Origin of the sequence: Aeromonas sp. 600774 (assembly GCF_049175075.1) — a bacterium.
GTDB classification, from domain to species: domain Bacteria; phylum Pseudomonadota; class Gammaproteobacteria; order Enterobacterales; family Aeromonadaceae; genus Aeromonas; species Aeromonas veronii_A.
Window position 1 is genome coordinate 134,713 of record NZ_JAAKUJ010000009.1, and the last position, 24,855, is coordinate 159,567.

General features: G+C 57.6%; 24 protein-coding genes. 16 read left to right on the forward strand and 8 right to left on the reverse strand.

Annotated features, from left to right (window positions below; translation table 11 throughout):
* Positions 1 to 3: 3 nt before the first annotated feature.
* The 5 genes from G5171_RS11615 (at position 4) to luxS (ending at position 5,340) form a co-directional block, all read left to right on the forward strand.
* Entirely contained in the window at positions 4 to 2,115 is a 2,112-nt protein-coding gene (locus G5171_RS11615; RefSeq protein WP_337073216.1) for a type IV pilus modification PilV family protein, read from the forward strand.
* 73 nt (positions 2,116 to 2,188) lie between these two features.
* Positions 2,189 to 3,811, forward strand: a complete 1,623-nt coding sequence (locus G5171_RS11620; RefSeq protein WP_421250766.1) for an NAD+ synthase — start codon at positions 2,189 to 2,191, stop codon at positions 3,809 to 3,811.
* 9 nt (positions 3,812 to 3,820) lie between these two features.
* The gene (glnB, locus tag G5171_RS11625) at positions 3,821 to 4,159 is read left to right on the forward strand and encodes a nitrogen regulatory protein P-II (protein ID WP_005308848.1); all 339 of its coding nucleotides are present in this window, start codon (positions 3,821 to 3,823) and stop codon (positions 4,157 to 4,159) included.
* A 50-nt stretch (positions 4,160 to 4,209) separates the two neighbouring features.
* Complete coding sequence (locus G5171_RS11630; protein ID WP_421212800.1) at positions 4,210 to 4,812, forward strand: transglycosylase SLT domain-containing protein; 603 nt, start codon at positions 4,210 to 4,212, stop codon at positions 4,810 to 4,812.
* Positions 4,813 to 4,830: 18 nt separating this feature from the next.
* Positions 4,831 to 5,340: an S-ribosylhomocysteine lyase gene (gene luxS, locus G5171_RS11635; protein ID WP_017782209.1), complete on the forward strand. Its 510-nt coding sequence runs from the start codon at positions 4,831 to 4,833 to the stop codon at positions 5,338 to 5,340.
* A 326-nt stretch (positions 5,341 to 5,666) separates the two neighbouring features.
* On the opposite strand, the gene G5171_RS11640 is transcribed toward luxS, so the two are convergent.
* Positions 5,667 to 6,308 carry a type II secretion system protein gene (locus tag G5171_RS11640; RefSeq protein ID WP_337073220.1) on the reverse strand — a complete coding sequence of 214 codons (642 nt, stop codon included), beginning with the start codon at positions 6,306 to 6,308 and terminating at the stop codon, positions 5,667 to 5,669.
* A gap of 41 nt (positions 6,309 to 6,349) precedes the next feature.
* Here G5171_RS11640 and G5171_RS11645 point away from each other — a divergent pair, with 41 nt between their 5' ends.
* From G5171_RS11645 to deoD, 7 genes are all read left to right on the forward strand, one after another.
* Complete coding sequence (locus G5171_RS11645; RefSeq protein WP_216980097.1) at positions 6,350 to 7,129, forward strand: TatD family hydrolase; 780 nt, start codon at positions 6,350 to 6,352, stop codon at positions 7,127 to 7,129.
* A 216-nt stretch (positions 7,130 to 7,345) separates the two neighbouring features.
* On the forward strand, positions 7,346 to 8,620 hold the full coding sequence (locus tag G5171_RS11650) for a NupC/NupG family nucleoside CNT transporter (protein WP_005341329.1): 1,275 nt from the start codon (positions 7,346 to 7,348) through the stop codon (positions 8,618 to 8,620).
* A 125-nt stretch (positions 8,621 to 8,745) separates the two neighbouring features.
* Positions 8,746 to 8,916, forward strand: a complete 171-nt coding sequence (locus tag G5171_RS11655; protein ID WP_005340467.1) for a XapX domain-containing protein — start codon at positions 8,746 to 8,748, stop codon at positions 8,914 to 8,916.
* Between the two features lie 424 nt (positions 8,917 to 9,340).
* Positions 9,341 to 10,114: a deoxyribose-phosphate aldolase gene (deoC, locus tag G5171_RS11660; RefSeq protein WP_421260212.1), complete on the forward strand. Its 774-nt coding sequence runs from the start codon at positions 9,341 to 9,343 to the stop codon at positions 10,112 to 10,114.
* Positions 10,115 to 10,223: 109 nt separating this feature from the next.
* The gene (gene deoA, locus G5171_RS11665) at positions 10,224 to 11,555 is read left to right on the forward strand and encodes a thymidine phosphorylase (protein ID WP_005358033.1); all 1,332 of its coding nucleotides are present in this window, start codon (positions 10,224 to 10,226) and stop codon (positions 11,553 to 11,555) included.
* Between the two features lie 14 nt (positions 11,556 to 11,569).
* Positions 11,570 to 12,778 carry a phosphopentomutase gene (locus G5171_RS11670; RefSeq protein WP_139408470.1) on the forward strand — a complete coding sequence of 403 codons (1,209 nt, stop codon included), beginning with the start codon at positions 11,570 to 11,572 and terminating at the stop codon, positions 12,776 to 12,778.
* A gap of 76 nt (positions 12,779 to 12,854) precedes the next feature.
* Complete coding sequence (gene deoD, locus G5171_RS11675; RefSeq protein ID WP_040096807.1) at positions 12,855 to 13,571, forward strand: purine-nucleoside phosphorylase; 717 nt, start codon at positions 12,855 to 12,857, stop codon at positions 13,569 to 13,571.
* Positions 13,572 to 13,631: 60 nt separating this feature from the next.
* Here deoD and G5171_RS11680 read toward each other — a convergent pair whose 3' ends face one another.
* Positions 13,632 to 14,267, reverse strand: a complete 636-nt coding sequence (locus tag G5171_RS11680; RefSeq protein WP_005341324.1) for an AhpA/YtjB family protein — start codon at positions 14,265 to 14,267, stop codon at positions 13,632 to 13,634.
* 119 nt (positions 14,268 to 14,386) lie between these two features.
* Between G5171_RS11680 and serB the strand changes: the two genes are divergently transcribed.
* Positions 14,387 to 15,397 carry a phosphoserine phosphatase SerB gene (gene serB / locus G5171_RS11685; protein WP_421260213.1) on the forward strand — a complete coding sequence of 337 codons (1,011 nt, stop codon included), beginning with the start codon at positions 14,387 to 14,389 and terminating at the stop codon, positions 15,395 to 15,397.
* Between the two features lie 28 nt (positions 15,398 to 15,425).
* Positions 15,426 to 16,331 (forward strand): alpha/beta fold hydrolase, encoded by a 906-nt coding sequence (locus G5171_RS11690; protein ID WP_421250768.1) that lies wholly within the window; start codon positions 15,426 to 15,428, stop codon positions 16,329 to 16,331.
* Positions 16,332 to 16,367: 36 nt separating this feature from the next.
* Here G5171_RS11690 and G5171_RS11695 read toward each other — a convergent pair whose 3' ends face one another.
* Positions 16,368 to 18,749: a PilZ domain-containing protein gene (locus G5171_RS11695; protein ID WP_421250769.1), complete on the reverse strand. Its 2,382-nt coding sequence runs from the start codon at positions 18,747 to 18,749 to the stop codon at positions 16,368 to 16,370.
* A 100-nt stretch (positions 18,750 to 18,849) separates the two neighbouring features.
* Between G5171_RS11695 and radA the strand changes: the two genes are divergently transcribed.
* On the forward strand, positions 18,850 to 20,217 hold the full coding sequence (radA, locus tag G5171_RS11700; protein WP_005341318.1) for a DNA repair protein RadA: 1,368 nt from the start codon (positions 18,850 to 18,852) through the stop codon (positions 20,215 to 20,217).
* A gap of 81 nt (positions 20,218 to 20,298) precedes the next feature.
* Here radA and G5171_RS11705 read toward each other — a convergent pair whose 3' ends face one another.
* Together G5171_RS11705 and G5171_RS11710 are read right to left on the reverse strand one after the other, a co-directional pair.
* Complete coding sequence (locus G5171_RS11705; protein WP_216980102.1) at positions 20,299 to 20,679, reverse strand: PilZ domain-containing protein; 381 nt, start codon at positions 20,677 to 20,679, stop codon at positions 20,299 to 20,301.
* Positions 20,680 to 20,780: 101 nt separating this feature from the next.
* Positions 20,781 to 21,263, reverse strand: coding sequence for an Rsd/AlgQ family anti-sigma factor (locus tag G5171_RS11710; RefSeq protein WP_005341316.1), 483 nt, complete (start codon positions 21,261 to 21,263; stop codon positions 20,781 to 20,783).
* Between the two features lie 330 nt (positions 21,264 to 21,593).
* Here G5171_RS11710 and hupA point away from each other — a divergent pair, with 330 nt between their 5' ends.
* The gene (gene hupA, locus G5171_RS11715; RefSeq protein WP_005340484.1) at positions 21,594 to 21,866 is read left to right on the forward strand and encodes a nucleoid-associated protein HU-alpha; all 273 of its coding nucleotides are present in this window, start codon (positions 21,594 to 21,596) and stop codon (positions 21,864 to 21,866) included.
* Positions 21,867 to 22,007: 141 nt separating this feature from the next.
* Here the strand turns inward: hupA and G5171_RS11720 are convergent, their stop codons facing one another.
* The 3 genes from G5171_RS11720 to G5171_RS11730 form a co-directional block, all read right to left on the reverse strand.
* The gene (locus G5171_RS11720) at positions 22,008 to 22,451 is read right to left on the reverse strand and encodes a PACE efflux transporter (RefSeq protein WP_005341315.1); all 444 of its coding nucleotides are present in this window, start codon (positions 22,449 to 22,451) and stop codon (positions 22,008 to 22,010) included.
* Between the two features lie 165 nt (positions 22,452 to 22,616).
* Positions 22,617 to 23,474 carry a hypothetical protein gene (locus tag G5171_RS11725; protein ID WP_421260214.1) on the reverse strand — a complete coding sequence of 286 codons (858 nt, stop codon included), beginning with the start codon at positions 23,472 to 23,474 and terminating at the stop codon, positions 22,617 to 22,619.
* A 111-nt stretch (positions 23,475 to 23,585) separates the two neighbouring features.
* Entirely contained in the window at positions 23,586 to 24,809 is a 1,224-nt protein-coding gene (locus tag G5171_RS11730) for an Nramp family divalent metal transporter (protein ID WP_421260215.1), read from the reverse strand.
* Between the last annotated feature and the right edge of the window lie 46 nt (positions 24,810 to 24,855).

Below are 24,855 nucleotides of genomic sequence, written 5' to 3' on the forward strand. Positions count from 1 at the left end.
TGTATGAAACCGCACAAGGGATTTGGGCTGTTAGAGATTTTGATCACTCTGGTTCTGCTGGGGGTGGGGGTTGCTGGACTGGTGGCTATGTCTCGTTCATTGCTCAATACCTCTCAGGATAGTCGCCGCTATGAAGTAGCCATGCGGCTGGCGGAGTCAAAGCTGGATGCATTTCGTACCTTCAATGGGGTGGTGAGTGCGGTTTCTCCGCTCACTGCCTATAACAGTATCGCGGCCGGTTCCAGCTCGGCCACTCCTCCCGATGGTGGTGGGACTTATGCTCTTACTTGGTCTGTCAGTAACCAGTACTGGAATGGTTCTGCTTGGCAAACGGCTATCCCGGCGGGTTACTTGCGTGCCTACCCTGGCCGAAAGGTGGTTAATGTAACCGTCAGCTGGAGTGACAGCGTCGGGCAGTCTCATTCCTTGCTGCTTTCTGGCGCTGTATCGCCGGTGGAGTCGTTAACCCAGAATCAGTTTAACGGGGGGCTGGATACCAGTCGCGAACCGCCCCATGTGGTTTATACCCCCGGGGTTGCGCCTGATGTCATTTCCATCCAGATTGACCAGGAAGGGCGCAAACAAGAGACCAGCAAGCCATTGCCCACCGTGACCTCCAAGGACGGTACTGTCGGCAAATTGGTGCAATTCGAGACAGTTACCTATAAGCCAGACAATGGTGGCAATACCCAACAGGTGCTGCAGGATCTGGCATCGGTTTCCTGTTCCTGCAGCTATGGCTCGAGCGTTAATGCCTACTTGCCAGGTAAGGCCATTTTGACCAGCAGCAATCTGTTGTACTGGAACGTGGGCTCTCAGGTTACCAAGCAGACCGGGGTACTTAATAGCAGTGTCAGAGATCAACCGAGTCTCTGCACCAGCTGCTGCAAGGATCATTTCGATGGTAGCGGCAGCAGTTTCGAGCAGTTTTACGCTCCACTCAATACCAGCCGACTGCGCTACAACAGTGGCCTCTCATCGGTCAATAGCGGCGATTATGTGGATGCCTGCCGCTTTGTCAGGCTTGATGGCTACTATCGTCCCCTGCCGGACTGGAACCTGATCAAAGTTATCGTGACCAGCGCTGATTTTCTTGCCAAGCCCGCAAACCAGACTAGCTATCAGAACTACATCAAGTACGTAGTTACTACCTACATCACCTGGCAGAAGAACATTCTCAACTGGACCGCAAACCCCACGGCTACGGCGCCGACGATCACCGAGTTTGCGGATTGGTTGCCTGCCAATGCTGCGACAGGAGGAGATACCAGCACCAAGATCACCATGAATACGGGGACCGCCCAGTTGATTGCCAGAGGTATCTACGTGGATCTGCTCTCGCCAGACAGTCTCGCGAAGCTCGATCTGACTTCTCAGGATCTGTTGGCCAAGGTCCCGTTTCAGGATATCAATCTGACCATGCTGGCGGAGTGGAGTCTGGTGCCATTGAGTGGCCAGTTGACTGGCAGTGCCTCTGACTATGTCGGTGTGACCAACGAGCCGGTCAAGACTGTCGTTGATCTTGGCAGCTATTATTTTGGTAGCTATAGCCGTGGCTATCTGTCCGCCAAGAAGAGCACCAAGGATGCATCCAACGTGTTGCAAAGTGCATCGATCAAGGTGACTGCCTATCAGGGTAACTCGGGGATCACCGCTTCGCTTATCTCACCGGTAGACCGAAATGAGGCCAAGGTCGCCATCATGCCTATCTCGGTCGATACCAGCTCCCAGACGGTGCCAACCCTCACGGTATCAGGGCGGATCGAGTGCCTAGAAAAAGTCAGTAACAAGGATTCATCGCCTACGGCGTGCAATAAGAATACCTTTAACGGGCTGAATCCGCCCACTACGACTACTAGTGGTGCCACTTGCCGTATTGATAAACCCCAAGCTAACAACCAGCCGGCCACCTATGTCTGTACTGCTCCGCAAAACAGTACTCTGGTGATAAGTTTTTCTTATAGTGCCCAGGGCAATACAGCCTATTTGCTGAAGCCCGCTTCTCTGAGCATTGCCATGACACCGCCTGCCAACGGTCAGGTGATTAGCGGTCCTTGTGCCCTGCTGGTGGACAATGGTGTAACCAACGCAACCAATCTAAGTTGCACCCCTTGAATCCGGGGCGCTGGCACAGCCAGCGCCTTTTCTTTATCATTCCCCATCATTTTCGAATACAAGATGCATCGCCATGGCAAAAGCCCTCTCTCTGATGCTTGCCCAGTTGAATCTGACGGTAGGCGCCATCGAAGATAACACTGACAAAGTGCTCGCTGCGGCGGCTCAGGCCGAGCGGCAAGGTGCCGATCTGCTGGTCTGCTCCGAGCTGGCCCTGACCGGCTATCCTCCGGAAGATCTGCTACTGCGCGCCGACCTGATGGTCCGGGTGGAAGCCGCGCTGACCCGCATCGCGGCATGGCAAGGTGCTTGCGCCATTCTGGTGGGCCATCCCTGGCGTGAAGGGGAGGCGCTCTATAACGCCGCCTCCCTCTATGAGCAAGGCAAGCTGATTGCCCGTTACTTCAAGCAGGACTTGCCCAACTACGGGGTATTCGACGAGAAGCGCTACTTCACCGCCGCGACCGAGACTTGTGTGGTGCCGTTCCGTGGTCACCAGCTGGGGATGCTCATTTGCGAAGATTTATGGCAGCCGGGTCCGGCGCTGGCCGCCAAGGCCGCGGGGGCAGAGCTGCTGCTCACTATCAATGCCTCGCCCTATGATCAGGAGAAACCCTGGATCCGCCGCGAGCTGATGGCCGAGCGCTGCGATCAGACCGGTCTGCCACTGGTTTACCTCAATCAGGTATGCGGTCAGGATGAGCTGATTTTCGACGGCTGCTCCAAGGTGTTCAGCAGCCAGGGCGAGTTGACCCACAAGCTGGCCCCGTTTGCCGAAGAGCTGGCGCTGGTACGTTTTGCTGATGGTCAGCCGGTGAAGGAGCGGGAACCCGCTGCGCCGCTCGAGCCGTTGGCCGAGACCTATCAGGCGCTGGTGCTGGCAGTGCGCGACTACGTTACCAAGAACGGCTTCCACGGCGCTGTGCTGGGCCTATCTGGCGGCATCGACTCGGCGCTGACGCTGGCCATTGCGGCCGATGCCATCGGGGCCGACAAGGTGCAGGCAGTGATGATGCCGTTCCGCTACACCGCCCAGATGAGCGTGGAGGATGCCAAGGAGCAGGCTGAGCGGATGGGGGTGGAGTTCAATATCATCTCCATCGAGCCCATGTTCGAGGGCTTTATGGCCCAGCTGGCACCGCTGTTTGAAGGGACTGCCCGCGACACCACCGAGGAGAACTTGCAGGCGCGCTGCCGTGGCGTGCTGTTGATGGCGCTCTCCAACAAGCGTCGCCGTATCGTGCTGACCACCGGCAACAAGAGCGAGATGGCTGTCGGCTATGCGACTCTTTATGGCGACATGGCCGGTGGCTTCGATGTGCTGAAAGATGTGCCCAAGACGCTGGTGTTCAAGTTGTGCGAGTATCGCAACTCGGTCGACTACGTGATCCCGCAGCGGGTTATCGACCGCCCCCCTTCGGCAGAATTGGCGCCGGATCAGGTGGATCAGGACAGTCTGCCCCCGTACGACATCCTCGATGCGATCCTCAAACGCTATGTGGAAGAGGATGCCTCGGTCGCCGACATGGTGGCAGAAGGGTTCGAGGAAGCGGTGGTACGCAAGGTGATCCGGTTGGTGGATCTCAACGAATACAAGCGCCGTCAGGCGGCGGTCGGGCCCCGCATCACGGCTCGCAACTTTGGTAAGGATCGCCGTTACCCCATTACTTCCGGGTTCGGTAAACAGAACTGGTAAGGAGTCACCATGAAGAAGATTGAAGCCATCATCAAACCGTTTAAGCTGGACGATGTGCGCGAAGCCCTGGCCGAGATCGGCATCAACGGCATGACCGTCTCCGAAGTCAAAGGCTTCGGTCGCCAGAAGGGTCACACCGAGCTCTATCGCGGTGCCGAATATATGGTCGACTTTCTGCCCAAAGTGAAAGTGGAGCTGGTGGTACAGGACGAGGATCTCGATGCCTGTCTGGAAGCGATCCAGAATACCGCCCGCACCGGCAAGATTGGTGACGGCAAGATCTTCGTCTGCGAGGTGGAGCGCGTCATTCGTATCCGTACCGGCGAAGAGAACGAAGACGCTATCTGATGTCGTTTTTGCCTCGTTATGTTCAGGAGAGCAAAACAAGTTCTGCTCTGATGTCCCGAAAGCGCATAGTGGCGGTGGCCGGCCTGCTGGCAGTACTCACTGCGTGCAGTACCCGCCCGCCGGCCCAGCCGGAAAATCTGTGCCAGATCTTTCGCGAGAAGCCGGAGTGGCACAAGGCCGCGCTCAAGATGAACGAGAAGTGGGGGACGCCGATCCATGTGGTGATGGCCATGATGTATCAGGAATCCTCCTTCGTGCACGATGCCCAGCCGCCGATGCAGTATTTCCTCTTCATCCCGACCGGGCGGGCCAGTTCGGCCTACGGCTATGCCCAGGTCAAAGATGAAACCTGGGCCGACTACCAGCGGGAAACCGGCAACGGCTGGAGCGATCGCGACGACTTTGCCGACGCCATCGACTTCATGGGCTGGTACACTCACAAGGCCCAGCGGCTGAACGGCACCTCCAAGTGGGATGCGTATGGCCAGTATCTCAACTATCACGAAGGGTGGGGTGGCTATCGGCGTGGCAGCTACCGCAGCAAGGGATGGCTTATGAAGACATCCCGCAAGGTGGAGGCCCGCGCCCAGCGCTACGGCGCCCAGTATCGACAATGCAAGGATCAGCTCTCCAGCGGGGGCTGGTTCTGGTAACCAAATCAGGAGTCAGAAATGCCGTTATTGGACAGTTTTACCGTTGACCACACCCGCATGGCTGCGCCGGCGGTGCGTGTTGCCAAGACCATGCAGACCCCGAACAAGGACACCATTACCGTGTTCGACCTGCGTTTCTGCGTGCCGAACCAGGAGATCCTCTCCGAGCGCGGCATCCACACCCTCGAGCACCTGTTTGCCGGTTTCATGCGTGATCACCTGAACGGCAATGGGGTGGAGATCATCGACATCTCCCCCATGGGTTGCCGTACCGGCTTCTACATGAGCCTGATCGGTGCACCGGACGAAGCCCGGGTTGGCGCCGCCTGGCAGGCCGCCATGAGCGACGTGCTGACCGTGCAGGAGCAGGGCAAGATCCCCGAGCTGAACGAGTATCAGTGCGGCACCTACAGCATGCACTCGTTGGAAGAGGCGCACGCCATCGCCCGTCATGTGCTGGAGCGCGGTATCGGCGTCAACCACAACGACGAGCTGGCCCTGCCGGAAGAGAAACTGAAGAGCCTGTGAGGCGGATGAGCTGTCGCTCATCGGGTAATCTCTTCGGGGAATGTTAAAAGAGCCAGTCAGCTATGCTGACCGGCTCTTTTTTTATTTCGCCCGATCGCGGTCGTGGGGATGACTTGCTCCCCTTGCCGACTCTGATTAGGATGGTTTTTGACCTGAATCTGTTGGCGGAGGTGTGACGATGAAGGGGGTATTGCTGCGTTGGTTGGCCCGTTACGATGCGTGGTGTGAGGAGTGGGGCCTCACCCAGGAGAACCGGCGCTGCTGTACGCCGGTTCGTTATGATGATGATTCAAGCCAAGAGCGAGCTGGCGCAGAAGAGGCTGAGCTCAATCAAAATTGCGGGTCACGGCGCCGGTAACGCTGTTGTACTCGAAGCCGAGGCCATTTAGATAATCCGAGCTGGTTTGGAAGCGGTTGATTGAGTCGCGCAGGATATAGCGGCAGTTGAAGTGTTTCTCGTTGCCTTCATCCTCATCTTGATGGCCTGAACCGACTTGTGTGGATAGATAATCAAACCCTTCTGGGATATTCACAGCGTTGGGAGCTATGGGGGTGACCGTTTGGTCTCCATCAAGCAGGTCATTGAATAGCAATTCACAGTCATCATCATTGTTGACCGATATATGGTTACCTGAGCCCGGCTGATATGGTTTATCGCTTCCCGCACTCCCTTGATCTTCCTTCGAGCCCGTTGGCCAACCATATCGATTGATATCCAATTTGCCTTTACCAAAGCTGCTCAGATTGTAGAGCGCGATTGCTTGTCCCTGCATTTTCACCGCCCATCCAGCATGAGCCAGCTGAACTGCACTGGCAAAGCTGCCTGCGGTCGCCGAGACCGTGCTTTTCAGGGCATCATCCTTGATATTGATAAAGCGGGGCAGGGCGGTGACGGCCAGGATCCCCAGCACTATGATCACCAGCACCAGTTCAATCAGGGTAAAGCCGTTGTTTCTGTTGTTCATCATGTTCAATGACCCATTAAATACCGCAAACAGGTGTGAGTGATATGCAGCTGATAGATACCCATTGCCATCTCGACTTTCCGGTGTTCGACCAGGACAGGGAGGCGCTGCTGGCCCGTTGTCGGGCATTAGGGGTGACGGAGTATATCATTCCTGCCATCGCAGAGGATAACTGGACTCGTGTGATGGCACTGGCAGAGCAACATGACGGCCTCTTTTATGGTCTGGGCATTCATCCCTGGTATGCCGGTGAACAGCGTGAGGGGGTGATGGAACGGCTGCGAACGCTGGTGATGAGCCAGCCTGCCGGGCTGGTGGCCATTGGCGAGTGCGGGCTGGACCTCCGTTCTCACGTGCCGCAGGAGGGGCAGCGTGCGCTGTTTGAGGCTCAGATCCGGCTGGCTGCCGATGTCGGGCTTCCCCTGATGATCCACTCGGTGCGTGCCAATGACACTGTGGCCAAGCTGTTGCGCCGTTTCAAGCCGCCTCGTGGCGGGGTGATCCATGCTTTCAGCGGTTCGTTGCAGCAGGCGGAGGCCTTCTGGCAACTAGGCTTTCGACTCGGGGTGGGCGGGGTAATCAGTTTTGAGCGGGCGAACAAGACGCGAGAGGTATTTCGGGCTATGCCGCTCGAGGCTTTGGTGCTGGAAACCGATTCGCCCGATATGCCGTTACAAGGTGATCAAGGCACCCGGAATACCCCGGAAGCGCTGCCGAAAATAGCAGAAATATTGATGACATTGCGGGAGGAATCATCGGTAGATGTTGCCAAGGTGTTATTTGAAACTGCCCGGCATCTTTTCCATCACGACCTATTGTCATGAAACAAATTCGCAACACCTGATTTAGTTGTCAGGAAAAAAAATGAGCGTAAAAATCGTTTGCTGTCTAATTTTGTGACACTTGGGCATTTTGATAACGATAAAATGTGACCAGCATTCTATTTTATCGGACTTTAATTAGTATAATGCGCTCCCCTTGATTAGTTGGGTTTGATAACAACTCACTAACAAGCCAGGTGCTACTAGAGGAAGATAATAATGAATTTGTTCATGGGTCTGGTAGGGATGGCGACGCTCGTCCTTATCGCGGTGCTGTTCTCCAGCAATCGCAAGGCAATCAACGTACGTACCGTTGTCGGTGCGTTCGCAATTCAAGCCGGTCTGGGGGCGTTTGTACTCTATGTTCCGGTTGGTCGCGATATCCTGGTCGGCGTGTCCGATGCGGTATCCAGCGTGATCAGCTACGGCCAGAACGGGATCGACTTCCTGTTCGGCGGTCTGGTCAGCAACAAGATGTTTGAAGTATTCGGTGGCGGCGGCTTTATCTTTGCCTTCCGTGTTCTGCCGGTCATCATCTTCTTCTCTTCCCTGATTGCCGTGCTCTACTACCTGGGCATCATGCAGATGGTCATCAAGTTGCTGGGCGGCGGCCTGCAGAAAGTGCTGGGCACTTCCCGCACCGAATCCCTCTCTGCAACTGCCAACATCTTCGTCGGTCAGACTGAAGCGCCGCTGGTGGTTCGTCCTTACATCTCCAAGATGACTGACTCCGAGCTGTTCGCCGTCATGTGTGGTGGTCTGGCTTCCGTTGCCGGTTCCGTACTGGCCGGTTATGCCTCCATGGGCGTGAAGATGGAGTACCTGATTGCTGCCTCCTTCATGGCTGCACCGGGTGGTCTGCTGTTCGCCAAGCTGCTGGTTCCCGAGACCGAGACCCCGAACTACGACGAAAGCTCTGCCGATGCCGAGCTGGATGACAAGCCTGCCAACGTCATTGACGCTGCTGCTGCTGGCGCCTCTGCCGGTATGCAACTGGCCCTGAACGTCGGCGCCATGCTGCTGGCATTTATCGGTCTGATCGCCATGATCAACGGCATCTTCTCCGGTGTGGGTGGCTGGTTCGGTTATCCGCAACTCTCTCTGGAACTGCTGCTGGGCTGGATCTTCTCCCCGCTGGCGTTCCTGATCGGTGTGCCCTGGAATGAAGCAGTGGTTGCCGGTTCCTTCATCGGTCAGAAGCTGGTAGTGAACGAGTTCGTGGCTTACCTGAACTTCGCTCCGTACCTGAAAGACGAAGTACTGATCAACGGTGTGGCCATGTCCGATCACACCAAGGCGATCATCTCCTTCGCACTGTGTGGTTTTGCCAACCTCTCCTCTGTTGCCATCCTGCTGGGTGGTCTGGGGTCCATGGCGCCGAACCGCCGCGGCACCATTGCACGCTTTGGTCTGAAAGCCGTACTGGCTGGCTCTCTGTCCAACCTGATGTCTGCCACTATCGCTGGCTTCTTCCTGGCACTGTCCGGCATGTAATCGTCGCCTGACTGACAGGGTATAAACACGAACGCCACGGCACCTGCCGTGGCGTTCGCGTATGGAGCGGTGACAACCGTTTTCCTATCTAAACTAATAATAAAATGAGTCAAATCGGAGGTTATATGAATGAAGTGCTACTGGCGATGGTGGCCGGCTTTATAGTTGGTTTGTTGTTTTCTTTCCTCAAATTGCCGATCCCGGCACCTCCCGTTTTGTCCGGGGTAATGGGGATCGTCGGGGTCTATCTGGGGGGATTGGCCTACTCTTGGATCCTGACTCGTTTCTTTTCGTAAGGCTTTTTTAGACCTGGATTTGCCAGATGTGAGGTACCTCTGAAATTGGCAAATCCGGCTTGCAAACAGGGGGTATCTCGGCTGAAATAGGCGTTGCCAGCAGGGTGCTGGCAATGACTAATACTCGATGAAATCGGGTGTTGGCGGTCAAATGGAATTGATTGGGAAGTCGGGTCAGATGCTGTCGGCCTTTCTCAAGTCTTCATGGAACCAAGTCCGCACTTTTGTAAGAAAGTGACAGGGCTCTTGCCTTATTTACAGTCGCAGTGCCTGCAGGGTGTTTTGAATAGCATCCCGATAGTGCCGGTGCCTTCGCACTGTAATTCCATTCCCGTATAGCTGGGGATTACTGCCTGTGCATCCATCGCTGGATGGTATGGTGGTGCCCGGTTATCTGGATTAAATCGAGACTTTGGAGAACAGAATGACTGATCTGAAAGTGGCCGCTCAGCGCGCTCTGAACCTGATGGACCTGACCACCCTGAACGATGACGACACCGATCAGAAGGTGATCGACCTGTGCCATAAGGCCAAGTCACCGGCTGGCCTGACCGCCGCCGTCTGCATCTACCCCCGTTTTATCCCTATCGCTCGCAAGACCCTGCGTGAGATCGGCGCTGCCGACGTACGCATTGCGACCGTGACCAACTTCCCGCACGGCAACGACGACATCGAGATCGCCGTGGCCGAGACCCGTGCCGCTGTCGCCTACGGTGCTGATGAAGTGGACGTGGTGTTCCCGTACCGTGCCTTCATGGCCGGCAATGAACAGATTGGTTTTGATCTGGTCAAAGCCTGTAAAGAGGCCTGTGGTGCCAAGGTGCGGCTGAAAGTGATCATCGAAACCGGCGAGCTGAAAGAAGAGGCGCTGATCCGTCGCGCTTCCGAGATCTGTATCGATGCCGGTGCCGACTTCATCAAGACCTCCACCGGCAAGGTGCCGGTCAATGCGACCCCAGAAGCGGCACGCATCATGATGGAAGTGATCAAGGCCAAGAATCCGAAAGTCGGCTTCAAGCCAGCTGGTGGCGTGAAAGACGCCGCCGTTGCCGGTCAGTACCTGGCCATGGCCGAAGAGATCCTCGGCAACGAGTGGGTATCCGCCCGTACCTTCCGCTTTGGTGCATCCAGCCTGCTGGCCAGTCTGCTGGCCACTTTGGGGCATGGCGACAAGCCGGCCAACACCAGCGGTTACTAATAGGTCGATGAGAGGGCGGACAGCTGTCCGCCCTGTTAGCCCCCACCATGCGGTGTGCGGGCAAAGATTCAGGCTTGTGTAACGCCAGCAATGGCGGAGGGAATGAAAGATGTTTTTGCCTCAAGAAATTATTCGCAAGAAGCGCAACGGTGAAGCGCTCAGTACCCAAGAAATTCAATTCTTCGTTCAGGGCATTACCAACAACACCATCGGTGAGGGGCAGATTGCCGCGCTGGCGATGGCGGTCTACTTCAAAGACATGACCATGGATGAGCGGGTTGCCCTGACCTGCGCCATGCGCGACTCCGGCATGGTATTGACCTGGGATCACCTCAATCTGGGTGGCCCGATTGTCGACAAGCACTCCACCGGCGGGGTGGGTGACGTTGTCTCCCTGATGCTTGGCCCGATGGTCGCTGCCTGCGGCGGTTTCGTGCCGATGATCTCCGGTCGTGGTCTGGGCCATACCGGCGGTACCCTCGACAAGCTGGATGCCATTCCCGGCTACCAGACCTCGGTCGACAACGACCGTTTCCTGAAAGTGGTGAAAGAGGCGGGCGTGGCCATCATCGGCCAGACCGGCGATCTCGCCCCTGCTGACAAGCGTATCTATGCAGTACGTGACATTACTGCAACCGTCGAATCCATCGCCATGATCACCGGCTCCATCCTCTCCAAGAAGCTCGCCTCCGGGCTCGAAGCGCTGGTGATGGATGTGAAAGTGGGCTCCGGCGCCTTTATGCCAACCTTCGAAGCCTCCGAAGAGCTGGCCAAGAGCATTGTGGCCGTGGCCAACGGTGCCGGTTGCCGCACCTCTGCGCTTTTGACCGATATGAACCAGGTGCTGGCCTCCAGCGCCGGTAACGCGGTGGAAGTACGTGAAGCGGTGCGTTACCTGACAGGTGAATACCGCAACCCGCGGATCCACGAAGTGACCATGGCGCTGTGCGCCGAGATGCTGATCTCTGCCGGTCTTGCCAGCGACGAGCGCGATGCCCGCACCAAGCTGCAGGCGGTGCTGGATAACGGCAAGGCAGCCGAGATCTTCGGTCGCATGGTGACTGGTCTCGGTGGCCCGGCCGATTTCATGGAGCGTTATGACGCTTACTTGCCCAAGGCTGCCATCGTGCGCCCGGTCTTCGCGGCCAACAGCGGTTTCGTGACCGCCATGGATACACGCGAGCTGGGTCTGGCCGTGGTGGCGATGGGCGGTGGTCGCCGCGCTGCCGGTGACAAACTTGATTATGCGGTCGGTCTGACCGACTTTATCCGCCTGGGTCAAAGCGTTGATGCTGACAAGCCGATCGCGATGATCCACGCTCAGACTGAAGAGCAATATGCTCAGGCTGCCAGCATGGTGCAGGCGGCTGTCCGGATTGGTGGCGAGCGGCCGGAGGCACTGCCTGAAGTGTACCGCCGTATCACCCTGGCCGATTTGTAACAAGGGGAAGACCCATGAAACGTACCTTTATTCTGATGATGGACTCTTTCGGTATTGGCGCTGCTGCCGATGCCGACAAGTTCGGAGATGTGGGCGCCAACACCCTTGGCCATATCGCCAAGGCGTGTGCGGCAGGTGAAATTGAAGGCCGTGGCGCCCTCAATCTGCCCAACCTCAACAAGCTGGGTCTGGGCCATGCCTGCGAGCAGGCCTCCGGCTACTTCCCGGAAGGGCTGAAGAAAGATATCGAGGTGGTCGGTGCCTACGGCTTTGCTCAGGAGCTCTCCTCCGGCAAGGACACCCCGTCCGGTCACTGGGAGATCGCCGGTGTGCCCGTTCTGTTCGAGTGGGGCTACTTCAAGGATCACCACAACAGCTTCCCGCAGGAGCTGCTGGACGCCATCGTCGAGAAGGCCGGTCTGCCGGGTTATCTCGGCAACTGCCATGCTTCCGGTACCCAGGTGCTGGACGATCTGGGCGAAGAGCACATGCGCACCGGCAAGCCGATTCTCTACACTTCTGCCGACTCCGTGTTCCAGATTGCCTGCCACGAAGAGACCTACGGCCTCGAGAAGCTCTATGAGCTGTGCCACATCGTGCGCGAGCTGCTGGAGCCCTACAACATCGGCCGCGTGATTGCGCGTCCGTTCGTGGGTACTGGCAAGGGCAACTTCAAGCGTACCGGCAACCGTCACGACTACTCAGTGCTGCCGCCGGCGCCGACCGTGCTGGATTACATGAAAGATGCGGGCGGTCAGGTAGTCTCCATCGGCAAGATTGCCGACATCTATGCCCAGCAGGGCATCACCAAGCAGGTGAAAGGGACCGGTCTGACCGAGCTGTGGGATCGCACGCTGGAAGAGGTGAAAGCGGCCGGTGACAACACCATCGTCTTCACCAACTTCGTCGACTTCGACTCCTCCTATGGCCACCGCCGTGATGTTGCCGGTTATGCCGGTGCGCTGGAGTATTTCGATTCCCGCCTGCCAGAGCTGTTTGAGCTGCTGCAGGATGGCGACGTGGTGGTGCTGACTGCCGACCACGGCTGCGACCCGACCTGGGGTGGGACCGACCACACCCGCGAATACATTCCTGTGCTGTTCTTCGGCAAGCCGGTCAAGGCCGGCTCCGTTGGTCGTCGCGAGACCTTTGCCGATATCGGCCAGAGCATCGCTGCTTACCACGGTCTGCCGAAACTGGCGTACGGTACCAGCTTCCTGTAATTTACCCGCCCGCCACTTCGGCGGCGGGCAATTTATAAAACAATAAAACTCAACCTAGTGTGAAGGAATCAAGAGAATGGCAACTCCTCATATCAATGCGAAAGATGGCGCCTTTGCTGATACCGTGCTGATGCCGGGCGATCCCCTGCGCGCCAAGTACATCGCTGAAACTTTCCTGGAGAACGTCGAGCAAATCTGCGACGTGCGCAACATGTTCGGCTTCACCGGTACCTACAAGGGCCGTCGTATCTCTGTAATGGGCCACGGTATGGGTATCCCCTCCTGCTCCATCTACGCAAAAGAGCTGATCACCGATTACGGTGTGAAGACCCTGATCCGTGTGGGCTCCTGTGGCGCCGTGCGTGAAGACGTGAAACTGCGTGACGTGGTGATCGGTATGGGTGCCTGCACCGATTCCAAAGTAAACCGTCTGCGCTTCAAGGATCACGATTTCGCTGCCATCGCCGACTTCGACCTGGTTGCCAATGCCGTGCAGGCCGCCAAGAACAAGGGCGTTGCCGTGCGCGTCGGTAACATCTTCTCCGCCGACCTGTTCTACACTCCGGACCCCTCCATGTTCGACGTCATGGAAAAATACGGCATCCTGGGTGTCGAGATGGAAGCCGCCGGTATCTACGGCGTGGCCGCAGAGTACGGTGCCAAGGCACTGACCATCTGCACCGTCTCCGACCATATCCGTACCGGTGAGCAGACCACCTCCGAAGAGCGTCAGCTGACCTTCAACGACATGATCGAAATCGCGCTGGATTCCGTCCTGCTGGGCGACAACTAATCCCGCAGCCTCTGGAACCATGCAAAAACGGCGACCTCTGGTCGCCGTTTCTTTATCCGTTTACTGCGCCGCATCATTGTTGGTTGGCGGTGGGGAGGGCGGGGGACTTCGTTTTTTGTGCTTGCGCACTCGCATATAGTTGCGACGAATGCCGTAGGAGATAAGCAGACCTGCCAGCAGGGCAACCAGCAATATCAGCCGCTGTTTCTCCTGAATCGTTTTGAGTCTGGTGTCCTTGTCCGCCAGCATCTGCTGCTCTTCCAGGGTGATGCGCAGGTAGCCCAGTGTCTGATCGCCATCCAGGACCTCCTGTACGAACTGGATCCGACCCTTACCTTGTTCCGGCATCGATTTGTTGTTGTCGCCGATGGGCAGCAGGCTCTCCAGCGGTACGGCCTGTTCCGACTGTGCGAGCGGAATGCCGCGTCCATCATAGAGAGTGACATCGAGGATCTCCGGCTCGGTCGCCAGATCCCGGGCCAGCCGTTCCAGCTCACTGCTGTTCTCCTCCTTGAGCCAGCGCTTCATGTCGCGGGCAGCATAGGCGACCAGCGCCTGGGCGCGGTTGCGTGCTTCGGTGTGCAGCGCAGCCTGGCTCTCTCCCTGCATATGAAGGAGAACAACAAGTACCCAGCAGCCGAGCAGCAGGCCGGCTACCAGACTGAGCACACGTTTGATGGGAAGATGACGCTGCAAGCGCGAGACCTCATGCTGACAAGGAGTGCCGGATCTTGGCGCTTGCCTGCGCAAAAAGCAATACGCTACTCTGGGTCAGCATTGTTAACCCCCTGATCACCAAGGAAGGCGTATCCCTTATGTTGCTGTCCCGGCTCTCCCCCCAGATATCCGATTGGTCCGCGTTGTTGTCCGGCTCACCTTATTGGCAGCTCAACGCCGATGCGTTGCAACCGACAGAGACCCCGCTGGCGGGCGGTTGGTTGGTGCTGTTTGGCAAGGGGCTGGGCGCCTCCCATCTGGCGTGCCTGTCACCACTGTTGGCTGCGCAGGGGCTGGTGGCCACCCTCTATCCTCCCGCCGAGGTGACGGGTGTGCCGCTGCTGTTGCTTGGCTGCGATCGCTTCTCTCCCGCGCTGGTGGCCGAACTCAAGAGCGGTGAGTGGGAGATCGATCTTTGCCATCTGCCCGCGCTGCCGACCCTGAGCGAGCCCGGCCTGCTGGTGATGGATATGGATTCCACCGCGATCCGTATCGAGTGCATCGACGAGATCGCGCGGCTGGCGGGGGTCGGCGATCAGGTGGCGGCGGTAACAGCTGCTGCCATGCAGGGCAAACTGGAGTTCTCCGACAGCCTGCGCAACCGGGTGGCCCTGCTGGCTGGTGCGCCGGTCACCATTCTCGACGAGGTTGCCGCCAACATGCCGTGGATGCCTGGCCTGCAGCTAATGGTCGATACCCTCAAAGAGGCTGGCTGGAAGATGGCCATCGCCTCCGGCGGGTTTACCCGTTTTGCCGGTGAGTTGCAGCAAGTGCTGGGACTCGATGCTATCTTCGCCAACGAGCTGGCGGTGGAAGGGGGGCAGCTGACCGGCAAGGTGAGCGGGCGCATCGTTGATGCCAGCGTCAAGGCCGAGGTGTTACAGCTGCTTGCCCAGGAGTACGGCATTGCTGCCGTCCAGACCGTGGCCATCGGCGATGGTGCCAACGATCTCAAGATGATGGGGGTCGCTGGTCTTGGGATTGCTATTCATGCCAAGCCGCTGGTGCGGGCACAGGCTGCAGCAGCCCTCAATCATCACGATCTGGAGGGCGTGCTCTGCCTGCTGACGGCTCGGTCCTGCAGCGAGCGACGCTGGGATAAGCGCTGAGACCGTTTCAAGGAGGAAACCAATTAAAATGGAATTGTTGCAGCAGTCTCTGTTTATCCCCTGTGGCGCCCATCAACTGCATGTCCGCCATATCAAGCCCCGTGTCGCCGTGCATGGTGAGCCAATCCTGATGGTCCATGGTGCCATCGAGAACGGCCGGATTTTCTACACCGAGTCGGGCAAGGGGCTGGCCTGTTTTCTGGCCCGCCACGGCTATCAGGTCTATGTGGCTGATTTACGAGGGCGTGGGCTCAGCACTCCGGCCATCGCCGAGCAGGCGGAGCACGGCCAGCACGAGCTGATCACCGAAGATCTGCCTGCCCTGCATCGCTGGATTGGCGAGCGCCATCACGGCTTCAAGGTGCATTGGGTGGCTCACTCCTGGGGTGGCGTCATCATGGCCTCGACACTGGTGCGCTTCCCTGAGCTGGCGGAGCAGGTGGCCAGCCTGCTCTTCTTCGGTACCAAACGGGGGGTCTCGGTACAAAATCCGGAACGTTGGTTGAAAGTGGACCTTATCTGGAACCGACTGGCCCCCTGGCTGGCTCGTCGCCGCGGTTTTTTGGCCGCTCGGGATCTCAGGTTTGGAGCCGATGATGAGCCGCTGCGCTATCTGCAGGAGACCATTCCCTGGGTCAAGTGTGGACCCTGGCGGGATCCTTACGACGGTTTTGCCTATGATGAGGGCGCGGCGCGGGTGAACTGGCCGCCGCTCTGGATGATCTCGGCCAAGGCTGACAAGGTATTGGGTCATCCGACCGATGTGCGCCGCTTCAGCGACGAGATGGGGTCAAAGAGTCGTCACACCCGATTGGGGCGTGATAACGGCAACTGCCTCGATTATGACCATATCAATATGCTGACCGCCCCGCAGGCACAGGAGGATCATTTTCCCCAGATCCTTGAATGGCTGCTCCATCCGCAGGCGGCATGACAAAAACAGGGCGCATCTTGCGCCCGGGTCGATAGGTCAGAGGGACGGCGGCGTGATGCCGAGCCGGAACAAGGTTGCCTGGGTGGTGTCGGTCAGCTCGCCAACCCCCACGACACTCCACAGCTCCTCTTCCAGCCGCTTTGCCTTGTGAATAGCGAACTTGGCGATGTAGTCCAGCTCGTTGGCGATGAAGTTGGTGTCGGGGCGTCCTGTGCGGGAGATGCCGACCAGCACAGAGTAGAACTCCCCCTGCTGCAGTGCTTGCTCGATGAACAGGCGTTTCTCCTTTAGGCTGCCAAAGCTGCTGGCAAGGCGACTGGTGCAGATGGGCAGGCCCGCCTTGGTCTGGATGCTGGCAATGTATACCTCATCTTCTCGCGGTTTATCCTCACGCTCAATGGCTCGCAACGGATTCATCAGTAGCTCCTTGAGCAGCTCCCCCTGAAACAGTGGGTAGAGGTTCTCCTGCTCAGGTTGTTCGGCACAGGCGGTGAGTATCCGTTGAAGGCTGCGCGGAGTGAGTGACTTGCCAATGGCAGCGAGCTTGGGAGCCCCCTTCAGCTTGTTGATATAGACCGGTGAGTTGAACAGATGGTGGGTGTAGATATTGCGCAGTGCTCGCGCCAGTCCGCGATAGCGGCGCTGTTCCTGCGCCGCCTTGAGCTTGCTCTGGTTGCTCTCGATCAGCAGGCTGAAGAACTGACGACCTGTATGGCGATCAGAATCCCCATCGATACAGAGGTGCAGCACGGTGCGAGTCATGTTGAGACTAACCAGCCGGTAGGAGAGATGCTGCAGATCCATGCTCTTGGATAACTCCTGCAGACGGGGCAGGGCGATGGTCACCACATCGTTTTTATCACCGGCAAACGCCTCTTCCAGCTCGATCTGCAAGCCATGGGCCGAGATATCTCGGGTCCAGCCAAGCCATGACTTGCCGTTGTGATGGATAGCAACGGCTGTCTTGTGGATATAGCGCAGTTCCTTGCGCAACTGCACATAGTGCAGGGATTCAATCTCGAAGGGGGCAACGCCCAGCTCGTGACCAAAACGTTGTAGTTCATTGGCATTGTTGCCGAGCTCGCCCTCCGGGCGGAACTCCTCCCGTTGGGACTCCAGACTGATCTCCTGCAGCAGGCCGCAATACCCAATCAGTTTGAGACGTTCGAGTAACAGAATATCCTGCAGTTGCGAATTTTCGACCCCCTGCAACTGCCCTACATCTGCCTCCAGCGATTCACACGCCTCCAGTGAAAACTTGTAGACACGCCAGCTGGGACGCCGGGAGCCCACCTGGAAGAAGAGGGCGGTGAGGCCACTCTGGCGAAGCTCTTCAGCAGTGGCAGAGAAGAAATAGATATGGCTGCGTACCGTGTGGGTAAAGCAGTAGATGAGGGTCTCGGTCGTGGTGCCGGGGGCAGGGCAGAGTCGTTTCATCCGTTTTGCTGAGAAGAGTCCCGCCAGGGCATCGCGGTTCTTCTCGTCGCGCCAATACTCCAGCAGGTGCTGGTTGTTCTCGGTGCGCAGGGCTATCTCGAGTGAGGGACTGTCTCCTGTGCTGAAGAAAAGCGGCATGCCGGTCATCCGTGGCAGGTAGAACTGCTCATATCCCTTGATGATGGCGGCGGAGAGCAGATAGTCGACGCTGACCCGATAGCGGATTTTGTTGGCCTCGATGAAGTCGCTAAGGAAGGCATCGAATGCAGGCTGATCGCCAGAGCGCACCAGCCTCAGCCAATATTTCCCCTCCTTGCTCTCTTCACCGAGGATCTGATAACCGACCGGTTGATGCAGCACCGGATTGGGGTGGTCCCGCTCCATTCCTGTGAAGAAGACTTCCACCTGAGCGCCGGTCTGGTAATTGGGCAAATAGGGGACAGAGACTCTCATGCCGCCGAGGGAAAGATCGGAACTTTTGGCGAATAACTTTTCCCCGTCATGAAGTTTGATGAGCAAGGGCGAGCTGAAGTGCATCCGCTCCTGCCGTCGTCCATAGTAACTGGCAAAGACGATGGTGTTGACGTCGTATTGTCGGAAGGGACTGACAGGGGGTTGCAGCAGACCATCTACCCGGGCGTGGTGATGGTTCTTTTGCCATTGCTGCAGTGCTTCGTAAACGCCAAGGGTATAGGCGTCACGGTAGAGATAACACTGGGACTGAAACAGTCCGATGGCCTCGGTCGGCATAAAGTGGGTGATACCGTCGAACTCGTGCACCAGGCACTCGTCCTCCAGCTCATCGCGCATGTCGATAACCCTGCGGCAGGGGGAGCATTTGCGATTTAGCTCCATCTTGATCAGAAAACGGCCGTTGCTGTTTTCGTCCTGAGTCAGACGGTTGAAGATCTCTTCGAAATCTTTCTCCCGCAGCAGGGGTACAAGTTGTTCAATCAGATGTTGTTGGTGTACTGAATCCATGTGTTCCTGCCACGGAAAGTCACTTTTCCGATTCTGGGTTTGATCTGTCGGTCGCAAACAAGTATATCAAGCAGGAATTCATCCTGTCCCCGAGTTATCAATGGCTAAAAATAAAACTGCTTATGTTTGTTCCGAATGTGGTGCCGACTTCACACGCTGGCAAGGTCAATGCAGCGAGTGCAAGGAGTGGAATACCATCACCGAGGTACGCCTTGGCTCCGTCACTCCCGCTGGCAAGAGTGCCCGTTACACCGGTTATGCCGGCGCGGTCGGTAGTCAGGTACAGACATTGGCAGAGATTGCCACCACCGAAATCCCCCGTTTTACTTCCGGTTTCAAGGAGTTGGATCGGGTGCTCGGTGGCGGAGTGGTGCCTGGCTCGGCGATTCTGATCGGTGGTAACCCGGGGGCTGGTAAATCAACCCTGCTGCTGCAGACCATGTGTGGTCTGGCAGAGCGGATGAAAACTCTCTATGTCACCGGTGAGGAGTCGCTCCAGCAGGTGGCAATGCGGGCCAACCGCCTTGGTTTGCCTACCGATAAGCTGCGGATGCTCTCCGAGACCAGCGTTGAGCAAATCTGTTTGATTGCCCAGCAGGAGCAGCCGCAGATCATGGTGATCGACTCCATTCAGGTGATGCATGTGGCGGATGTCCAATCTTCCCCCGGTTCGGTCTCACAGGTGCGTGAGGCGGCAGCGTTACTGACCCGTTACGCCAAGCAGAACCATGTGGCCATCTTCATGGTGGGTCATGTGACCAAGGATGGCAGTCTGGCTGGTCCCAAGGTGCTCGAACATTGCATCGACTGCTCGGTACTGCTCGACGGTGGTCACGATTCCCGCTTTCGAACCCTGCGTTCTCACAAAAACCGCTTCGGGGCGGTCAATGAGCTGGGGGTGTTTGCCATGACTGAACAGGGAATGCGTGAGGTGAGCAACCCATCTGCCATCTTCCTCAGTCGCGGTCAGGAGCAGGCGCCCGGCTCCATCGTCATGGTGATCTGGGAGGGTACCCGACCTCTACTGGTTGAGTTGCAGGCGCTGGTTGACTACTCCCAGCTCTCCAACCCTCGCCGGGTGGCGGTGGGGATGGATCACAACCGACTCGCCATGTTGCTGGCTGTGCTGCACCGTCACGGTGGGCTGCAGATGGCGGATCAGGATGTCTTCATCAACGTGGTTGGCGGGGTCAAGGTCGAGGAAACCAGTGCGGATTTGGCGCTGTTGCTGGCGATGGTCTCCAGCTTCCGGGATCAGGCGTTGCCCAAGGATCTGGTGGTGTTCGGCGAAGTGGGGCTCTCAGGGGAGATCCGTCCTGTCCCCTCTGGTCAGGAGCGGCTGCAGGAGGCGGCCAAGCATGGTTTCCGCCGTGCCATCGTGCCGCACGCCAATGCCCCCAAGCATCCTATCGAAGGGATGGAAGTGGTGCCGGTCAAGAAGCTGTCTGAGGCACTCGAGGCACTTTAATTCTCTTGCATTCCAGTCAAGACAACAGCACAACAAAAAAGAGCACCTCGGCGCTCTTTTTTGTTGTTCTGGAGCTAGCCATCAGGGCTGGCTATGTTCCAGATGCTCGCTCAGCAATTGTTCCAGCTCGCGGTGGAGCAGCTCTTCGTCGCCGACGTTGAGCTCGATCATCCGCTTGAGGTGGGTGGCGCTGTCGATATCGATGTGGTGGCAGTAGAACCCCAGCTTCTTGCTGGCTTCATGGGTCAGCTCGACCTGCATCTTGATCTCGATATCGCTGCCACTCAGGACAAAACTGAGCTGGTACTCCTTGTTGTCACGGCTCTCCCAGTCGTCTGGGCGGATCAGCAGGGCTCCCTGCAAGGAGATGTCGACAAGCTGAGTTTGCCACTTGTGCTCCCCCTGGGTGAGGTCGGCCGTGGTCAAATAGAGGATCCGTGCAAAACGGCGGCGCTCAGACATGATCATCTCCTAGTTTGCAATCTGCTGGACACAAGGAATCATTGCACTGAGTGTAATGCACCTTGGCTGCCAGTAGCTTGAACTTGCTCCAAAAATAGCGATCAGGCTTGCTGGGCACTGAGAAACTCCACCACATGGAGTGCCTTTACCAGACGATCTTCCTGTTTGAAGCGATCTTCCAGTACCGGGCCCAATTCGTTGAGGTCATCATCGAGCAGTAGCAGTTGGGCCTCATCGGCATCGCTGTATTTGTCATTGAATTCGAGGGCAAACTCGGTAGTAGCACGAATATGGGGGTAAATCCGTTTGGCGAGTTCCAGTGTTTCGCCACTGGCCTGTTCGAAAGCGGTGACGACGTGGTGGTAGATCTCGAAATGGCCCGCGCTGACATAGTCGACCAAGCGGTCGCAGAAGTGCTGCAACTCTTCCTGTTTGGGCAGGCAGCGCTGTTTGGTTCGAGCCGGGGTGAGGCCCGCCAGTCGCATATATTCAACCAGCAATGCCTGTCGGGCGTCCAGCCAGTCATCGATTGCCTTATGCTTGCCTGCCAGCGCCTGCTTGGTCTGTTCCAGTTTTGTCAACATAATCCCTCCATGGGGCAAAGGCTTGGCGTTTGATAGGGCTTCCGAGCCGTTTGAGCGGTGACACTACCTATAACTATGGAAAATCTGACCAAGCGTCAATAGGCTTGCCGGGATATTGTTAAGCGGGTAAGAAATAAGCGGACGGTGGAGCTTGCCGCAAGCAGGTTTCGGGCCCGCTCGCTATTCTGCTGGCACGGAATGTGATTATTTCCGCAGATCTTGATGAAAACCCCAGCGTTTAACCCGTATGCCTCGATAAAGGCTTTGCCTGTGCGTTTTTTTTTGCATAGAGTGACCCAGCGCTAAATGCCCGATCATAAAGGAAATGTTATGAACAAAGCTCAACTTGTCGATGCGATTGCCGCCAAAGCAGATCTGAGCAAAGCTCAGGCCAAAGTGGCTCTGGAAGAGATCATCAATGGTATTACCCAGAGCTTGAAAGAAGGCGATGCTGTGCAACTGGTCGGTTTTGGCACCTTCAAGGTCACCCACCGCGCAGGCCGCACCGGTCGTAACCCGCAAACTGGTAAAGAGATCCAGATTGCTGCTGCCAACGTGCCTTCATTTGTGGCTGGCAAGGCACTGAAAGACGCCGTCAAGTAAGTCCGAAAGTCTGTTTTGTCCAATGCCAGTCAGCTTGCTGACTGGCATTGTTTTTATGGGGTTTTCCCATCCTTCCGGTTAGCGCTCCCTTGCTTTTCCTGTTGTACCAGTTCCTTTGTCAACCTTGTTGAGTCTGAGGCCTTATGCCGTCTGCGGAGTGGATGGCAGCGGCCAGATCCGCTCATAGGCCCAGGTAAAGAGCATGATGTAGACGAGATAGAAGGCGACGAAGCCGAGATCCAGCATCAGGGCGTCCCATACACCCAAATCGAGCCAGAACATGACGCAGGGTAGGGAGAGCATCATAAAGCTCGCCTCATAGCCAAACGCGTGCAGGAAGCGGTCCAGTGGTTGCTTGTTGGTGCGCCCGCAAAGTTTGAGCAACCCCTTGTCGAACAACAGGTTCCAGCCATAGGTCCAGGCGGTGGCGACGATGGAGAAGAAGATGGCCAGCGAACCGACCTCGGCGACGCCCTGACCGAACAGCTGGCTGATCAGGGGGGCGACCAGTGCCAGCCCGATGCCTTCGTAGAGAACCAGATAGCGAAGTCGATCAGGGGTGGTGCGTAGTTGGGTACTACTCATGGGTGATGTGCCTCCTGTGGGAGGCGCATTCTAATCAGGGAGTGGTTAAAAGAGAAGCATCGGCCCGTCATGACTGATGTTGAGGGGCATGATTATGCCCCCTTCATTTGCGATACTTCTCTATTGCCAATTTGGGCGTTAGCCCTGAGTGGTCAAGTCTGCGACTCAGGCGTCGGTTGGCGTGACCCGGGTCAGCATGGCAAAGCCCTCTTCCACTTGAGTGAGCTGTACCTTGACCTCTCCCAACTCGGCGAGCGAGGCAACATGGGTGCCACCACAGGGAATGGTCACCTCATGGCCTTCCAGCATGCAGTGCCAGTAACGGGAATCGATGATCGCCTCGCCAGCACGGCTGCGGCGGATTTCTCCTCCGGCTGCAATCCAGTCGGCCAGCTGCTGGTTGACCTTCTCTTCAATCAGCGCCAGATCTGCCAGCAGCGCCTCGCTGTTGACCCCTTTCTTGCGCAGGCTCTTGCCGATTCGGTACTGCTCTCGCGAACCGCAAGGCTCGACCCGCGAGCTTTGAATAGCCAGACGATCGAAGTCGGGCTGGCCCAGAGCATCACGCTCGCTCACTTCCTTGCGCCAGTAGGGGGTGAGTACCCGGTTGAGAGCCAGCGCCGCCAGATGGCAGCCACTATGGCCCAGACTCAGGGCGTGGCGGGCAGCACTATCTACTTGCAATGCGACCTGGCTGCCAACGGCTAGCGCGTGGTCACCGGTCAGTGGATGGACCACCACGAAACGCCACCCTTCAGCCCCCCGTTTTACCGGAATCGCAGTATCGACAAACAGCTCGCCATCCGGGCTGATGACCCCCATCCGGCAAGGGCCAATGGCGGCTTCGCCCCCTTCCCAGCGAGCATGGCCCACATCCCCCGGCTGATCGGGCCAGAGATGGCTCTGGGGATGAAAGGGGGTGAGGTCGGTGACCAGCAGTGTGGTGTCACCGCGCTGGCAGCAGACCACGCTGGCCTGCTCCTGATGATGGCCCAGTACGAAGCTGGCTCGGGTGTGTTCCATGGCAAGGCTCCCGCAACGATAGATGAGAAGAGAAAGCGGCAGCATACGCCAAAGTGCGAAGGGGCTCATTAACCAGTGTTAATGAGCCCCTCTTCTCGGTTTGACGGTTCGCTAGATCATGGCGACTAGCAGATAGGCGTTGAGCCCGATCACCAGCACAACGACAAGGCGGCCGATGGCTTGTGTGACCGGATGGTTGCGATGTTGCACCATCAGCGCCCGATCGCCGGTCAGCATCAACAGCGGGATCAGGGCCAGCGCGATGCCAAAACTCAGGATCACCTGACTCAACACCAGAATTTCGGTGGTGTTGAGACCCATCGCGATCACCACGAAGGCGGGAGCCATGGTGATGGCGCGACGCAGCCAGAGCGGGATGGTAAAGCGGACAAAACCCTGCATTACCACTTGCCCGGCCAGGGTCCCTACCACGGTAGAGCTGATGCCGGAGGCGACCAGCGAGAGGCCAAACAGGGTGGCTGCTGCCTGACCCAGCAGCGGAGTGAGGGTCTGGTAGGCGGATTCCAGCTCCGCTACCTGCTGGTGGCCCGAGCTGTGGAACGCGGCGGCCGCCATCGCCATCATCGCCAGATTGACGAAGCCGGCGATAGTCATGGCAATCGCCACATCGACCCGGGTGGTGTGCAGCCGCTGGCTGACTGAACCTTGATCCTGCGTGTGCTGGGTCAGTGCCGAGTGCAGGTAGATAACGTGGGGCATCACGGTAGCACCGAGCACACCGGCGGCCAGATAGACGGCATCGCTGTTGGGCAGACCGGGGAAGAGGGCGCCCTCCAGCAGGCTGGGCAGATGGGGGCGGGAGAAGATCAGCTCGACGATGTAGGCCGCCGCGACAAACAGCAACAGGCCACCGACCACGAACTCCAGCGGTTTCTGGCCGCGGGATTGCAACATCAGGATCCCCCAGGTCACCACGGCGGTGATGCAGGCCCCTTCAAGCAAGGTCACGCCAAGCAGCAGCTTGAAGCCGACGGCGGCGCCGATAAATTCGGCGAGGTCGGTGGCCATGGCGATGATCTCTGCCTGCACCCAGTAGGCCCAGACCGCCGGTTTCGGCAGTCGGTCGCGGATGTGCTCCGCCAGATTCTTGCCGGTGACGATACCGAGTTTGGCCGAGAGGGTTTGCACCACCATGGCCATCAAGTTGGCCCATACCACCACCCAGAGCAGTTGGTAGCCAAAGGTAGAGCCCGCCTGAATATTGGTGGCGAAGTTGCCCGGGTCGATATAGCCGATGGCGGCGATAAAGGCAGGCCCGAGCAGGGTCAGTTTGAATTTGCGGGCTGGAATCGTAGTCGTCAGTGCGGGTTGCATGGCATCACCCTCCATAAGGATATGGAGAGAGAGTAGATCTAAGTGA